The following is a 15,788-nucleotide window of genomic DNA, read 5'->3' as shown; positions in this document are numbered from 1 at the left end:
GTCAGGTCCACCGTCCGGTGCCGAAGGTTTCCGCGGTGCCGAGCACCTGTTCGCGCAGCGCGTGGCGGCGCACCTTCCACGTGGAGGTGCGCGGCACGTCCTCCCACGGCAGCACCACCGGCGGCCCGAGCGGCGGCAGGTCCCGCGTCGCCCGCGCCCACAGCTCCTCGTCCAAGGCGCCGCCGGCCAGGCACAGCACGGGCACCGGCAACCGGCCCGGCACGCCGAGCACGACCACCTCGGTGGCGTGCTCGAGGCGGTCGAGCAGCAGGCTCTCCACGTCGATTCCGCTCATGCCGGGGATCATGTCGACCTCCCGGTCCAGCAACCGGAAGCGGCCGAGCAGGTCGCGATAGCCGAGATCGCCCGTGTTCCACCACTTCCCGTCGACCTTCTCGCGATGGCGTTCCGTCTCGCCGAGGTAGTCGACGCAGCGGCCCTTGCCGCGGGCCATCAGCAGCCCGGGCTGTCCGATCCGTTGCCGCGCACCGGTCACCGGGTCGACGACCTTGGCGCGGCTGATGCCGGGAACGGTCCAGCCGATATCGCTGGTGACCGCCGACTTCCCCGAGGCCCACCGCACCCGGGTGCGGTTGTAGAAGCCGCCGGTGATCGGTCCGGTCTCGCTCTGCCCCCACCCCTGCAACCACAGCGGGAAGCGGCGGCGCGTCGCACCCAGGAACGCGCGCACGGTCGACGGGTGGATGAGATCGAAGGTGTTGAAATACAACCGGATCCGCTCGAACAGTTCCGGATGCGTGCGCGTCAGGGGCTGCCAGTGCAGGAAGATGTTCGGGCACGCCTCGAGAATGGTGACGCGATGGTTGCGCAGCACGCTGACGGCGTTGTCCGGCTCATGATTCGAGAGGATCACCAATTTCGCTGGAGCCAATGATAATTGCGCCGTGAAGGTGCCCGCCGCCCTGGCATGCGCAAAGGAGACCGCCGAGGCGTAGACATCGCGGTGGCCGCTGGTGAGGACAGGGAAGGGAATCGTGTCCAAGCGCGTCGCGTGATACAGGGTGGTGGTCGTGTGCACCACGAGTTTGGGCAGTCCGGTGGTGCCCGAGGTGTGGCAGAGGAACGCGGGCTCGTCGTCGGCACGCAGCCGGACGGGCGCCTCCGGCCCGCCGCGCAGCTCCTCGAAGTGGATTACGTCGCCGATCGACTCGGGGTAGGAATCCTCGCCCACCACAACGATCCGGCCCGCCGCCTCCGGCAGTTTCTCGCCGCCCTCGGTGAGTGCGCGAATCACGGTGGGCGACAAGATGGTCACCGCCGGTTCGGTCGAGGTGATCAAGTGCCGCAAGGTATCCGCGGGCGCCGCCGACGAAAGCGCCGCGGGTACCGCGCCGATGCGGGCGGCCGCGGCGACCAGGAACTGGATGTCGAAGTGGTTGTCCTTCACGATCGCCACCCGGTCGCCGGGACGAGCGCCCGCCGCGTGGAGCCAACCGGCGGCGTCCCGGACCAGGCCGGCCGCGGCGGCGCCGTCGATCACGGTGCCTTCCCACGGTGCGATGTCGAACGGCCGGTCCAGGTGGAAGGTCGTCTGCTGCGAACGTCCCGCGTGCCAATCCAGCAGTGCCGCCACGTTCTTCGGTTTCCGACTGCCCACTTGACCCCTCCTCGATACCGCGCGGTGCGGCGGGCCACGGCACGACCCGCTGCGAGTGGACCGCCGATGGTCCGGTGTGGAATGGTTCGATCGACAAGGAACGCGTTGTCGCCGAATAAGCCTATCGCCGAGTTGATTTCGGACTCTTATATCGTGACGCAGGCATTGGGTATTCGGCAATACCAGGCGCGTGGTTTCTTTACCTTTCTCGCGACGGCACAGGATAGCGGTTTGGCAGACAGTATCGGCGTCGGTGCTCGTCGCGAATCCGGCGCTTATTCAGGAATATTCGAGTATTCGACCGTCCGGCTGTGACACAATGCCGGACGGCCGGGTCATTCGTCGGCGATCACCTCGGCAGGTGAACTGTTCGCGACGGAACGGCGGGCGATCCACAGGGCGCACGCCACCGCCGCCAAGGTCACCGGCAGGCTGACGCCGATCATGCCGAGCGGCAGGTCGATCCGGGGCGCGAGTCCGCTCATCAGGGACTGCACGCCGAGCATCGCGACGGTCACCAGCAGGCCGGCCGGCACGGCGATCACCCAGGCCAGTCCGGCGATGACGGCCGCCTCCGCCCCCAGCAACCGTTCGCCGGGCCGGGGATCGCCGGACAGGGCGGTCAGCACCAGTCCCCGCCGGCGCTCGAAGATATTGGACGCCAACGTGGTCACCCCGACCACGGCCGCCACACCGAACATCACCCACGCGAGGACGCCGAACGAGCTCATCAAGCGTCCGAGGGTGGAGCTCACACTGGCGCGATAGGCGTCGCGGTCCAGCACGGCGGCGCGCGGATACCGCTGCGCGAGCAGGCTTTCCAGACCGGCTGCGACCTGCGCCTCGGCGCCGTCGGCCACCAGCACGGCGAAGGAGTAGGCGCCCTTGCCCGTGATGTCGCGATAGAGGTCGGCGCTCACGTAGACCAGGCCGCCGTCGGAGGTCGAATCGTCCACGATGGCGACGACCCGGCCGGTGCGGGTGCCGTCGGCGATTGGGAGTTCGACGGTGTCACCGACCCCGACCGACCGCGTGCGGGCGAAGTTCGACGAGGCGACGACATCCGAACCGCTCAGGTGATCGAGTACGTCGGCGGGCCCCTCCAGAATCCGCGCGTCCGAAGCCTGCCCGATATCGCCGGACAGCGACGACACCTGATAGCGATCCTCGCCCAGCACCATCAGCGACATCGAGAAGGCGTACACCCCTTCGACGCCTGGCAACGCCCTGATCTCGTCGGCCAGCGCGGGGGGCAGGGTTTCGTCGGCCAGGTTCTGGCCGATCGGCGCCGCCTGCACGAACACGTCGGCCTGGGTCCAGCGCACCATGGACGCCTCCAGATCGCCGCGGATACTCCCCGACGCGCCGGACACGGCAATGGAGGTGACGAGCGCGATCGCGAAAGTGATGGCCAGGGCGGCGTTGCGCCGCCAATACACTTCGAGCTGCCGCCCGACGAACAGGGTGGTCGCACCGGACCCGAGTCGCCGGATCGCGGTGCCCGCGACCACCGGCAGCACGACGCTGAGCACCACGATCGCGACGACCAGCAACGGCACACCGGCGGCCGAGGTGACCGACGACCACACCGGGGACGCGACACTGCCCGCGCTCGCCACGACCAGCGCGCCCACCGCGAAGCACACCGCACCGGCGGCGAGCGGCCTGCCGACCCCCGTCGCGTGCACGGCCGTCTGATCGCGGCCCGTGACCGCGTCGATGGCGGTGACCTGGCGCAGCCCGAGAATGCCCGACAGCCAGGCGAATCCGAACATCACCACGGCCGTCGCGAAACCACCGGCCAGCGGGATCGCGATGCCGGTGCGCGAATCCAGCGCCTGCTGGGTGAAATTCGCGATCTGCGCGCCGATCGAGTCCAGGCCGCGGCCGGTGGCCAGACCCAGCGCGGCGCCGAGGGCGTAGCTGCACAACAGCATCGGGATCATCACCAGGCCGGAGCCGAGAACCAGGTCCGAGGTGCGCACGCCGATCAGGCGCAGGCGCGCCAGCACCGGACGGGCGTCGGCGAGCGCGAGGCGCCAGGTCAGGAACGTCACCACGGCGCCGGTCAGCAGGCCGACGAGGAGGAACATCCACACCAGCAGCAGCGGGGTGCGGAAGACGCGGGAGTACGGCGCGAAGATCTCGTCCGGCGGCCCGACCAGCGCCGCGCCACCCGCGATCTCTCGCGCGCGGTCCGCGACCTCGGCGTCGCCGCGCAGCAGGAGGATGTCGACGGCGCTGCCTCGGTCGAAAGCGGCGGACAGGTCACCGATGCCCATGATCACGGCCGGTCCGCCGCCCGTAGCTTCGTCGCCGAGCACATCGGCCACCCGCCAGGGGCGTGCACCCGTCGGTGTCACGATCTCGACGCTGTCCCCGGCGGCGATGCCGTGCTCGTCCGCCCACCTCCTCGGCACGTAGACCTGGCCGGGCAGTAGGGGCGCGAAAGCCTCGGAGCGAGCGTCGGATTCGAGCATCGAGGGCAGGCCCGTGTCGACGCCGAGGACGCGCGCGGGGGCGTAGTCGGTGTCGCCGCGAATATTCGTGCTGGCCATGAGGATTCGCGCCGACTGCGCGCCGGTGGCCACGGTGATGTCGGTGGCCAGCTCGGCCGACAGGCCGACCGGCGCCTTCGCGGACACCGCGACCACCTCGGGATCGATCGCCTCGAGCGGCGCCAAGCGCACCGATTGCAGCACCGGCACCGAGATCGTGAGCACCGCGACCGCGAGCAGAACACCGCCGACGCCCCCACACACGGTGGCGATCAACCGGATCGGCCGCCGCCACCAGCCGCGGGCCAGCGCTCGCGCGACCAGTGCCACCGCCGAGGCGCGGTTCACCGCGCGCCTCCGCTCCGATCGAGCACTCCGTCGGACATGTGCCACACCGCATCCGCGTCCGCCGCGACGTCCGGATCGTGGGTCACCAGCACGCCGGCGGCACCGGATTCGCTGACGAGTTTGCGGAACAGTTCGCGCACGGTGGCACCGTTCTGGCGGTCCAGCGCGCCGGTGGGTTCGTCGGCGAACACCACGGTGGGCCCGGCGATACAGGCGCGCACCACGGCGGCGCGCTGGGCTTCGCCGCCCGAGACGAGCGTCGGCCAGGATCGCGCCCGGTCCGCCAGGCCGACCCGGTCGAGTGCGTCGCGGGCGGCGGCGAGGGCGGCCTTGCGCTTGGTTCCGGCGAACATGAGGGGCGCGGCGACGTTCTCCTCGATCGTCAGCCAGGGCACCAGATTGTCGCGCTGGAGCACGAATCCGAGGTGGCGGGCGCGCAATTCGGCCAGCTCGCGTGTCGAGAGGCCCGCGAGGTCGCGGCCGAGGATGGACACCGAACCTGTGGTGGGGCGGTCGATCCCGGAAAGCAGGTGGCACAGTGTGGATTTGCCGCTGCCGCTCTTGCCGACGATCGCGACCAGCTCCCCCGCCCGCACCTGCGCGTCACAGGGCCGCACCGCCGCGACGGTCGCCTCGCCGATCCGGAACTCACGAGAAACGCCCCGAGCGACGACTACCGCGTCCTCCGTCATCGGCACCCCTCGAATCCGCGGCCGCCGCACGGGCGACCCGGCCGGACTCCCCGATGAGCCGACACGACACTCCGACAACCCGGACCTCGATCGCACCGAGCTCAGGGCGCCCTCACTGTATCCCCGCCCCGAACCCCCGGCCCCCGGCTTTGCCGAAACTCGAGCGCTCCCGGAAATACCGAACGCCACCCCCACCGGATCGCGGTTGGGGGCGGCGTCGACCAGCGCGCGCGGCTGTTCACCAGCGCGCCGAACTCACCGCCAGCGCTCGGGCGTCACCGGCGCCTCCCACGCCTTCGCGTACCTGCGCGTATCCGCAGCATTCGACTGCTTGTGCCGGTAGACGATGTACGGCCTGGTCAGGTACCCCACCGGTGCGCTGAACATGTGGACCAGCCGGGTGTAGGGCCACACGCCGACCAGCACCAGCACGACCAGTCCGTGCAGTTGGAAGGTCCAGGGTGTGCCGACCATCAGTTCCGGGTGGGGGCTCAGCGAGAACAGGCTGCGGAACCACGGGGAGACGGTGTCGCGGTAGTTGTAGGTGCCCCAGAGCAGGTTGCTGCCCCAGGTGTTGAGCAGGCCGGTGACCAGCGCGGCGGTCAGCAGGATGTACATCGCCTTGTCGTTGGCGGTGGTCGCCTTGCGCACCGCGGGCACCGTGAGGCGGCGGTAGAGCAGGATGCCGACGCCGGCCAGCACCATCGCGCCCGCCACCGAACCGGCCCCGACGGCGATCAGGTGATAGGTGTGCTGGGTGATGCCGACGGCCGCCGTCCACGACTGCGGAATCAGCACGCCGAGCACGTGCCCGAAGAACACGCCGAGCATGCCGAAGTGGAACAGCGGGCTGCCCAGGCGCAGCAACCGGCTCTCGTAGATCTGCGAGGAGCGGGTGGTCCAGCCGAACTGGTCGTTGCGGTAGCGCCAGATGTGGCCGAGCACGAACGAGGTGAACGCGACGTACGGCAGGATCAGCCACAACTCGACGGGGACGGGGATCGATCCGTTCATCGGCGGCCTTCCGAATCGGCGAACATGGTCGGGTCCATGGAGAACGGCTCGAGGCCCACTTCCTCCTCCGGCGGGCCGGCCGCGGCCAGTTCGGCGATGCGTCGCCGGTCGGCGGTGGTGAGCGGCGGCAGCGTCGCCACCACACCGGCGAGCGCGGCGGCGTACGGGGATCCGCTGTCGGACAAGGAGAGTCGCAACAGTTCGATCACCGGGAGGTGTTCGCCGAGGAGGCGTTCCCCGCCGACCGGGTCCACGGTGGCCGCGAATTCGAGCAGGACGGGCAGGTGGTCGGGCAGTTCCTCGTCGCCCAGCTCGACGCCCGCGTGGCGGTAGGCGTGCTTGAAACGCAGCAGTGCCATACCGCGTTTGCGGGTGTCGCCGTAGGCGTAGAAGGTGAGGTGCAGGCTGGCGCGGCGGCGCAGGTCGAAGGTCTGGACGTAGTCGGCGGCCAGGTCGATCGGCGGTGTGCCGCGCTGGTGGGCCAGCAGCGCCTCGAACCCGGGGCGAACTTCGTCGGGCAATTCCGCTGCGGCGGCAGATAATTCGTCCAGCATGCCGAGCAGCTCGCGGCCGGGGTAGTCGAGGACCAGCGCGGTGAGCCGCCAGATCAGGCGACGGTCGCGCTCGGACATCCGCACCGCGGGCTCCGGCCTGCGGCGCAACTTCAGCAGGCTCATCGTGGCGCCCCGCTGGCGGTGGGGGCCGGGGCGGTGCCGTTGCCGGCGGCGCCGTTGCCGCCGGTGCCGGCCCCTCCCGCGGCAGCGCCGTTGCTGCCGTTCGCCTGCGCGCCTTCGGCTTTCGCGGCGCCGTTGCCGTTCGAGGGCAGCAACCCGTCGGTGCTGCGTCCGTCCCAGTTGAGCAGGTTGATGCGGTTCGACTTCTCCTCCGGCGCGGCGCCGTTGGAGTCGGTGAGGTGGAACTTCTCCACCATCTGGTCGAACGCCGTCATCCCCGGCCCGCCGTCGGTGTCGAGACTGCACCCGGTCGCCAGCGAATCCAGTTCGTGCGCTTGCGAAGTCGCGCCCTGCGGGATGACGTAGCGGTGCTCGTACTTGGCGATGGCCAGCAGCCGGTACATCGCCTCGATCTCCTCCGGCTCGAGCCCCACCGACGGCGCGATCGCCGGATCGGGCTCCTGGCCGAGGTTCACCGAGCGCATGAACGAGCGCATGCCGGCGAGCCGTTGCAGCGAGGCCCGCACCGGGCCGACGTCACCGGCGGTGAACAGCTCCGCCAGGTATTCGACGGGGATGCGCAGCGCGTCGATCGCGCCGAACAGGGTGCCGTGGTTCTCGCCGTCGTGCCCCGTCTCGCTCAGCACGTCCACCACCGGCGACAGCGGCGGCACATACCAGACCATCGGCATGGTGCGGTATTCCGGATGCAGCGGCAGCGCCAGCTGGTAATCCACGATCAGCTTGTAGACCGGCGAATCCTGCGCCGCCTGAATCCATTCCGGCGAGATGCCGGCGCGCTCCGCCTCGGCGACCACGCGCGGATCGTGCGGGTTGAGGAACACGCCCAGCTGCGAGGGATACAGATCTTTCGTGTCGGTGACCTGCGCGGCCTCGAGCACCTTGTCGGCGTCGTAGAGCATCACGCCGATGTAGCGCAGCCGCCCGACGCAGGTCTCCGAGCACACGGTCGGGATGCCGACCTCCACGCGCGGGTAGCAGAAGGTGCACTTCTCCGCCTTGCCCGTCTTGTGGTTGAAGTAGATCTTCTTGTACGGGCAGCCGGTGATGCACTGGCGCCAGCCGCGGCACTTGTCCTGGTCGACGAGCACGATGCCGTCCTCGGCGCGCTTGTAGATCGCGCCCGAGGGGCACGACGCCGCGCACGACGGGTTGAGGCAGTGCTCGCAGATGCGCGGCAGGTAGAACATGAAGGTCTCCTCGAACTCGAGTTTGACCTTCTCCGACAACTTGTTCAGCAGCGGGTCCTTGCCGACCTGTTCCGGGCCGGAGCCCAGGTCGTCGTCCCAGTTCGCGCCCCAGGTGACCTTCGTATCCTCGCCGGTGATCACCGATTTCGGACGCGCCACCGGGGTGGTGTCCATGGCCGGGGAGGACAGCAGGTTGTCGTAGTCGTAGCTCCACGGGTCGTAGTAGTCCGATACGGTGGGCAGATCCGGGTTGGCGAAGATGTTGAGCAGCCGCTTCATCCGCGAACCGGACTTCAGCGTGAGCTTGCCGCGCCGGTTGAGCGTCCAGCCGCCCTTCCACTTCTCCTGATCCTGGTACTGGCGTGGATAGCCTTGTCCCGGACGGGTTTCCACGTTGTTGAACCAGACGTACTCGGTGCCACCGCGATTGGTCCACGCCTGCTTGCAGGTGACCGAGCAGGTGTGGCAGCCGATGCACTTGTCCAGGTTCATCACCATGGCCAGCTGTGCCATGACGCGCATGTCAGTCCCGCCTTCCCGGGTCGGTGACGGGCGCCGGGCTGTGGGCGCGCACGTCAGTACTCCACTTCTTGCGAGCGACGGCGAATGGTGGTGACCTCGTCGCGCTGGTTTCCGGTGGGGCCGTGGTAGTTCAGGGCGAAGGACTGCTGGGCGTAGCCGCCGATGAGATGCGAGGGCTTGATCATGATGCGGGTCAGCGCGTTGTGGATGCCGCCGCGTTTGCCGCGCGCGTCGTCCACCTCAGGGGTGCCCTCGATGCGCGGCACGTCCACCGCGCGGTCCTGCGCGTGATACATGAACACGGCGCCCTCGGGCATCCGGTGCGACACGATCGCGCGGGCCACCACGATGCCGTTGCGATTGATCGCCTCGATCCAATCGTTGTCGCGCACACCGATCTTCGCGGCATCCTTGTCCGACATCCAGATCGACTGCCCGCCCCGCGAGAGCGTGAGCATGTGCAGGTTGTCCTGATAGGCGGAGTGGATGGACCACTTGGAGTGCGGCGTCAGGTACCGCACGGTGACTCCCCTCTCGGTCACCGTGCCGACGCCGGGTTCGTGGAACAACGCCGTCATGTCCAGCGGCGGACGGAAGATCGGCAGCTGCTCGCCGAGTTCGATCATCCAGTCGTGGTCCAGGTAGAAGTGCTGGCGGCCGGTGAGCGTATGCCAGGGCTTGAGCCGTTCGGTGTTGATGGTGAACGGCGAGTACCGGCGCCCGCCCGTCTCGCTGCCCGACCATTCGGGCGAGGTGATCACCGGCACCGGGCGGGATTGGGTGTCGGCGAATGTGATTCGCTTGCCCTCGTGCTCGGCGGCCAGGTCGGCCAGTTCGGTGCCGGTGCGGCGTTCCAGCGCCTCGAAGCCCTCCACGGCGAGCCTGCCGTTGGTGGTGCCCGACAGCGCGAGCACGGCCTCGGCGGCGAAGGTGTCCTTGGCCAGCGACGGACGCCCTTGCGCCACACCGGAAACCACGGTGCCGTTCACACCGGCCAGGTACCGCACCTCCGCCTCGGGGTAGGTGGTGATGCCCTTGGTGGTGAGTCCGAGCGATTCCACCAGCGGTCCCAGCGCGGCCATCTTCTCGGCCAGCTTCGGATAGTCGCGTTCGATCACCACCAGCTTCGGCATGGTCTTGCCCGGAATCGGTTCGCACTCACCGGCTTTCCAGTCCAGCACCCGGCCGCCCGCCTGGGCGAGCGCGTCGGGGCTGTCGTGCTGCAAGGGCACCGCGACGATGTCCTTGCGCTTGCCGAGATGCTTCTCCGCCATCCAGGAGAAGCCGCGCGCGATGCGGTGGAACGCGTCGAAATCGGTCTTGGCCTCCCACGGCGGGGAGATGGCGGGCGAGAACGCGTGCACGAAGGGGTGCATATCGGTGGAGGACAGGTCGTGCTTCTCGTACCAGGTGGCGGCGGGCAGCACGATATCGGAGAACAGCGTGGTGCTGGTCATCCGGAAATCCAGGGAGAGCAGCAGATCCAGCTTTCCGGTGGCGGCCTGCTCGCGCCACACCAGTTCCTGCGGGCGCACGCCGGTGGCCTCGCCGGTCTGGAGGTTGGAGTCGGCGCCGAGCAGGTGCCGGTGGAAGTACTCGTTGCCCTTGCCGGAGGAGCCGAGCAGGTTGGCGCGCCACACCGTCAGGCAGCGCGGGAAGTTCTCCGGTGCGTCGGGGTCCTCGCAGGCGAAGCGCAGATCGTTCGACTTCAGGCCCGCGACAACGTGATCCGCCGGGCTCACCCCCGCGGCTTCGGCCTCGTCGACCAGGTCGAGGGGATTGCGGTCGAAGGTCGGGTAGCTGGGCATCCAGCCGAGCCTGCTGGCCAGCGCGATATTGTCGGCGGCGGTGCGGCCCGCGAACTTGCCCTGCGCCAGCGGCGAGGCGAACGATTCGGCGGTGAACGGGTCGTAGCGCCACTGGTCGTTGGTGAGATACCAGAACACCGTGCCCTGCATCTGGCGCGGCGGGCGCTGCCAGTCCAGGCCGAAAGCCAATGTGGCCCAACCGGTGACCGGTCGGCACTTCTCCTGCCCCACGTAATGCGCCCAGCCGCCGCCGTTCACGCCCTGGCAGCCGGTGAGCAGCGTGAGGGTGAAGAAGGCGCGGTAGATCTGGTCGGAGTGGAACCAGTGGTTGGTGCCCGCGCCCATCAGGATCATCGAGCGTCCGCCGGAACGGTCGGCGTTGTCGGCGAATTCGCGCGCGATGCGTTCGGCCTGCGCGGCCGGGACGCCGGTGATGCCCTCCTGCCACGCGGGCGTGTAGGGGGTGGTGGCGTCGTCGTAGCCGGTGGGCCACTCGCCGGGCAGGCCCGCGCGGCCCACGCCGTACTGGGCGAGCAGCAGATCGAAGACGGTGGTGACGCGGTGGCCCGCGACGGTCACGGTCGGGACGCCGCGCAGCAGCACTCCCGCCGAGTCGGAGTCGAAGCGCGGCAGGCGAAGTGCGATGCCCTGCGCGCCGTCGCGCCCGTGCAGGGTGAGCAGCGGGTCCACGCCCTCGAGGTCGAGGTTCCACTTGCCCGCGTCGTCGGCGCCGAAGCGGTGGCCCAGAGAACCGTTGGGCACCACCGGGTTTCCGTCGGCATCCAGCAGCACCGGCTTGTGGGCGGACCCTTCGGCGGTGTCGCCGAGGTCGGCGGCGGTGAGGAACTTGCCCGCCAGCGCGCCGTCGTGGTGGTAGTCGCCCTCGGCGTCCCAGCCCTTCGGGTCGTCCACGCACACCAGGTACGGCAGGTCGGTGTAGCGCTTGACGTAGTCGAGGAAGCGGGGCGTGTCACGCTCGACGAAGAACTCCTTGAGCACCACGTGACCCATCGACATGGCCAGGGCCGCATCGGTTCCGGGCCGCGCGGGCACCCACTCGTCGGCGAACTTGGTGTTGTCGGCGTAGTCCGGCGACACCACCACGACCTTCTGGCCCCGGTAGCGCGCCTCGGTCATGTAGTGCGCGTCGGGCGTGCGCGTGACGGGCACGTTGGAGCCCCACATGATGAGGTAGCCCGCGTCGAACCAGTCGGCCGACTCCGGCACGTCGGTCTGGTCGCCGAACACCTGCGGCGAGGCCACCGGCAGATCGGCGTACCAGTCGTAGAACGAGAGCATCGACCCGCCGAGCAGCGAGATGAACCGCGCGCCGACCGCGTGGCTGACCATCGACATGGCCGGGATCGGCGAGAAGCCCGCGACCCGGTCGGGGCCGTAGCGCTTGATGGTGTGCACGTGCGCGGCGGCCGCGATCTCGGCGGCCTCCCACCACTCGGCGCGCACGAAACCGCCCTTGCCCCTGGCGGATTTGTAGCGACGGGCCTTCTCCGGGTCCTCGACCACGTCGGCCCAGGCCAGCACCGGATCCTTCAGGCGCTCCTTGGCCTCGCGGTAGAGCTCGAGCAGGGTGCCGCGCACGTACGGGTAGCGCACCCGCGCCGGCGAATAGGTGTACCAGGAGAACGACGCGCCGCGCGGGCAGCCGCGCGGCTCGTACTCCGGCTTGTCCGCGCCGACGGAGGGGTAGTCGGTCTGCTGCGACTCCCAGGTGATCACGCCGTCCTTGACGTAGATCTTCCACGAGCAGGAGCCGGTGCAGTTCACGCCGTGTGTGGAGCGCACCACCTTGTCGTGCGCCCAGCGGTCGCGGTAGAACTCGTCCGCGCCGCGGCCGCCGACCTTGTGCAGCACCCGCTGGTCCTCGGAGACCTCGCCGCGCCGGAAATACTTGCCGAGCCGGAGCAGGACATCGCCGGCATCGGGAGAACCGCCTGCCGGATCATGAGTGCGCGAGGTGACCACGACGCCCCCTTCGAGCTGTGGAATCGGGCTGATGTTTCGACTGTAGGGAGGTCGTTTCGCGCGGCAAAACGATTCTTTCACAGCGCTCGAAAGGCCACGGTGAGTTGTGAGGTCGAGGCAATATGCCGGTCACGGTACGGCGCGCGCGAATATCCGGCGACGACACGGCGACCAGGGGCGATGGGCGCTGAACTCGGGTTTTGCGGGGTGGAGGGGTCGTCAGGGGGACTTGCCGGTGATGCTTTGGAAACAGCTGGTTCTCGCGCGGTTTACAATCGTTAACACGTTTTCGGGAGAGGGAAAGCCTCGAATTGTGGTTTCGCACACGGAGATTTGCGCACCCGCTGTCCGCCTCCTTGTCCGCCTCTCCGCGTTCAAGGCGGCTGCGTCAGGGGCGGGGATCGTTGGGTGGCCGTCTGCCGTCGTTTGATGGGGCTGAGTTAGCCGGTACCCGGCGAGTTACCCATGTGCGAGCGAGATCAGTTGTCACCTCGAGCAGATTGATGAATGGCCATGTAATGGGCCACGAAGGCGGCCACGGATCCACCCGATCACGCGGATGCGGCGAGACGGTTGTGGACAGCCAGTGGGCGGAAATGCGCGGCGGCCGTGCCGAACGTCAGTGCGGCACGGGTGTGGGCGGTGGCAGCGATGCCGCAGGTGCCCGGAGGCTTCAGCGGAGGTGTGTTGCCGATTCGGTGAGCCTGGCAAATCCGTGGCATGCAGCGATGGACAGGGCCGGGAGGACCGCATCATCCGTGGACGCCTCGGCAAGCGGTGGTATTCAGCGAGAGATCCGGCCGACAACCAGTCTCGACCGCAACGACGTGTTTGCAGGCGTTCGGCGAGTTACCCAAGGCAACAACTGGTTTCGCCAGCACATGGGTAACTCGCCGGGTACCGGCTGACTCCGCCCAGCAGAATTCCGGAGACGGCAGCGAACCGACGTCCGCGCCTGACGCAGCCGCCGCCTTATACGCGGAGAGGCGGGTGGGCTGCCGCGCGGTAGCGGTCGGCAATAAGGCGCACCACCGCCGGGTGGACGCCGATCGGCTCGGCTACCCCGTCGGCGCCCGCCTCGTGCAAGCGCTGCTGGAACAACCCGTGCGCGAGCAGATACGAGGCGATGAACACGCGGCGCGCACCGGACTCACGCAATTCCGCGACAACCTCGGGCACGCGGGGCGCACCCGTCGCCACGTAACCGATGCGCACCGGCGCGCCGAGGCGCTCGGCCAGCATCGCGGCCGCGCGCCGGACATCTTGGCGCGCACGGGAATCCGATGAGCCGGCGGCGGCGAACACCACGGCGTCACCGCGACGCCACCCGGCCGCGCGCAGGCGCATGGCCATGATCGCGGCCAGCGCCGGATCGGGGCCCATCGCCGGGGTGACGGTCGCGGCCGGATGAGCGCTCTCGGTCACCTCGCGCGGCACATCCTGGTAGACGTGGTAGCCCGAGGCGAGGAACGCCGGAACCACCACGGCGGGAACGGTTTCCGCGCCGGCGTCCAGATCCCGCAACACCTCGGCGGGCGACGGGCCGAGCACGTCGACGAACGCCGTGCGCACCGCCGGGACGCGGGCGCCGCGCCCCGAAATCGCGGCGCCCGCGGGCGCGCCGAGCTCACGGGCGACCGCCTCGGCGAGCGCGGCGATCATCTCGACACCTTTGGTGCTGCGCGTGCCGTGCGCGACCAGCACCAGCGCGGGGGCGTTCACCACGACCCCATCGGCTGGGGCGCGTAGCGCGGCGAACGGACCGGGTTGCCGATGCCGGGCGCGGCCGGGCGGGTGTGCGCGGGCGGCTGCGCGTGCGGGGACGTCAGGTCGCGCGGCACCGGATCGCAGTCGGCGGCGTCCAGCGCCAGCCGGTAGCCGCGCTTGACCACGGTCTGGATCGCCTTCGGCGTGCCCAGGCCCGCGCGCAGGCGGGCGATGGCGGTTTCCACGGCGTGCGTGTCGTCACCGCCGCCGGGCAGGGCGGCGAGCAGGTCCTCGCGGGACACCACGCGGCCGGGCTGGCGGGCCAGCGAGCGCATCAGCGCCATCGGCGCGGGCGCGAGCTGGCGCACCTCACCGTCGACCACCACGCACGCGCCGCGCACACTGATGATGTGCCCGGCGGCGTGAATCCGGCTGGCGCGCCGGGGCAGTTCCTCGGCGACGTGGCGAGCCAGCGCACCGAGCCGCGCGCGGCCCGGCATCGAGGTCGGCACGCCGAGCTCTTCGAGCGGGGCGGCGGTGATGGGGCCCACGCAGGCCGCCAGCACCCGGCCGCGCAGGGCGTGCAGCACACCCTCGAGCAGACCGGTTTCCTTGGCGCGCATCAACATCGAGGCCACGGCGGGCGCGCTGGTGAACGTCACGCAGTCCAGTCCGGCGGTGACGATCAGCTCGATCAGCTGATCCATCGGGCCCTGATCCTCGGGCGGGATCCAGCGATACACCGGCACCGGCACGACATCCGCACCGGCACAACGCAATACCTCACAGAAGTCGGGCACCGGCTCCCACTCGGTGGTGGCGCCGTGCAACTGCACCGCGATCCGTACGCCCTCCACGCCCTCGGCGAGCAGGTGGTCGAGCACTTCGGCCGAGGACTCCGACGCGGGCGACCACTCCTCGCGCAGTTCGGCGGCGCGGATGGCGCCCTTGGCTTTCGGGCCGCGGGCCAGCATCCGGGTGGCGCCCAGGGTGGCGCGCAGATCCTCGGCCAGGCCCCAGCCCTCGGCGGCCTCCATCCAGCCGCGGAAGCCGATACCGGTGGTGGCCACCGTGATCTGCGGCGGCTGGGCCACCAGGGTGCGGGTGACCCGCTCCAGTTCGGTGTCGTCGGCCAGCGGAATGATCCGGATGGCCGGAGCCGACACGATGGACGCGCCCCGCCTGGTGAGCAGCGTGGCGAACTCCTCGGCTCGCCGGGCCGCCGTGACACCGACGGTGAAGCCGGCCAGGGACGCGCCGGCGTCGATTGTCGTCATATGTTCATCCGTCCGAGGCGTCGAGCGCGGCGGGCTCGTTGGAAATCGAAACGATGCCGTCGTCCACACGCACCGCGTACACCGGCAGCGCCGCCGATGCGTCGTCCAGGCAGCGTCCGTCGAGCAACGAGAACGCCTGCTTCAGCAGCGGCGAGGCCACGATGGGCACGCCGCCGCGGTCGCCGACGATCCCGCGCGACATGACCGCCGCCCGGCCGAACGGATCGATGTTCCCGACCGCGTAGAGGGCGCCGTCGCCCAGCAGGAAGAGCGCGGCCTGCTGGCCACCTCTCAGCAACACCGCGACCCCGCGGCCGGGGATCAGGTAGTCGAGTCGGCACGCCTGCGTCCAACCGGTGGCCGTAGCCGGGGAAATGCTGGGTGTATCGATCACGGTCATCGGGTTCCTCCTCCGAACGCCTTACCCATTGGTACC

Annotated in this window: 11 protein-coding genes; 1 reads left to right on the top strand and 10 read right to left on the bottom strand. The window is 69.6% G+C overall.

The features are described from left to right. Nucleotide 1 precedes the first annotated feature (1 nt). Entirely contained in the window at nt 2-1,618 is a 1,617-nt protein-coding gene (locus OHB21_RS16935) for an AMP-binding protein (protein WP_195126199.1), read from the bottom strand. A 153-nt stretch (nt 1,619-1,771) separates the two neighbouring features. On the opposite strand from OHB21_RS16935, the gene OHB21_RS16930 reads away from it, so the two are divergent. Beyond that, nucleotides 1,772-1,933: a hypothetical protein gene (locus tag OHB21_RS16930; RefSeq protein WP_195126198.1), complete on the top strand. Its 162-nt coding sequence runs from the start codon at nt 1,772-1,774 to the stop codon at nt 1,931-1,933. A 20-nt stretch (nt 1,934-1,953) separates the two neighbouring features. Here the strand turns inward: OHB21_RS16930 and OHB21_RS16925 are convergent, their stop codons facing one another. The 9 genes from OHB21_RS16925 to nirD form a co-directional block, all read right to left on the bottom strand. Further along, nucleotides 1,954-4,464, bottom strand: a complete 2,511-nt coding sequence (locus OHB21_RS16925) for an ABC transporter permease (protein WP_195126197.1) — start codon at nt 4,462-4,464, stop codon at nt 1,954-1,956. Continuing rightward, complete coding sequence (locus OHB21_RS16920) at nt 4,461-5,156, bottom strand: ABC transporter ATP-binding protein (RefSeq protein WP_195126196.1); 696 nt, start codon at nt 5,154-5,156, stop codon at nt 4,461-4,463. Before OHB21_RS16920 ends, OHB21_RS16925 begins: the two co-directional genes overlap by 4 nt. Before the next feature lie 255 nt (nt 5,157-5,411). After that, nucleotides 5,412-6,170: a respiratory nitrate reductase subunit gamma gene (narI, locus tag OHB21_RS16915; protein WP_067510041.1), complete on the bottom strand. Its 759-nt coding sequence runs from the start codon at nt 6,168-6,170 to the stop codon at nt 5,412-5,414. Continuing rightward, nucleotides 6,167-6,847 (bottom strand): nitrate reductase molybdenum cofactor assembly chaperone, encoded by a 681-nt coding sequence (narJ, locus tag OHB21_RS16910; RefSeq protein WP_067510042.1) that lies wholly within the window; start codon nt 6,845-6,847, stop codon nt 6,167-6,169. Before narJ ends, narI begins: the two co-directional genes overlap by 4 nt. After that, nucleotides 6,844-8,568 carry a nitrate reductase subunit beta gene (narH, locus tag OHB21_RS16905; protein WP_067510175.1) on the bottom strand — a complete coding sequence of 575 codons (1,725 nt, stop codon included), beginning with the start codon at nt 8,566-8,568 and terminating at the stop codon, nt 6,844-6,846. The genes narJ and narH overlap by 4 nt, the downstream gene beginning before the upstream one ends. 62 nt (nt 8,569-8,630) lie before the next feature. Further along, complete coding sequence (locus tag OHB21_RS16900) at nt 8,631-12,368, bottom strand: nitrate reductase subunit alpha (RefSeq protein ID WP_195126195.1); 3,738 nt, start codon at nt 12,366-12,368, stop codon at nt 8,631-8,633. A gap of 972 nt (nt 12,369-13,340) precedes the next feature. Beyond that, nucleotides 13,341-14,090, bottom strand: a complete 750-nt coding sequence (locus OHB21_RS16895) for a sirohydrochlorin chelatase (RefSeq protein ID WP_195126241.1) — start codon at nt 14,088-14,090, stop codon at nt 13,341-13,343. After that, nucleotides 14,087-15,352, bottom strand: coding sequence for a uroporphyrinogen-III synthase (locus tag OHB21_RS16890; RefSeq protein WP_067510044.1), 1,266 nt, complete (start codon nt 15,350-15,352; stop codon nt 14,087-14,089). The genes OHB21_RS16895 and OHB21_RS16890 overlap by 4 nt, the downstream gene beginning before the upstream one ends. 4 nt (nt 15,353-15,356) lie before the next feature. Then, nucleotides 15,357-15,752 carry a nitrite reductase small subunit NirD gene (gene nirD / locus OHB21_RS16885; protein ID WP_067510045.1) on the bottom strand — a complete coding sequence of 132 codons (396 nt, stop codon included), beginning with the start codon at nt 15,750-15,752 and terminating at the stop codon, nt 15,357-15,359. Between the last annotated feature and the right edge of the window lie 36 nt (nt 15,753-15,788).

Origin of the sequence: Nocardia puris (assembly GCF_036051655.1) — a bacterium.
Classification (GTDB): Bacteria; Actinomycetota; Actinomycetes; order Mycobacteriales; family Mycobacteriaceae; genus Nocardia; species Nocardia puris.
The sequence above is the reverse complement of the archived record's forward strand: the minus strand, read 5'-3'. Positions and strand labels throughout refer to the sequence as shown.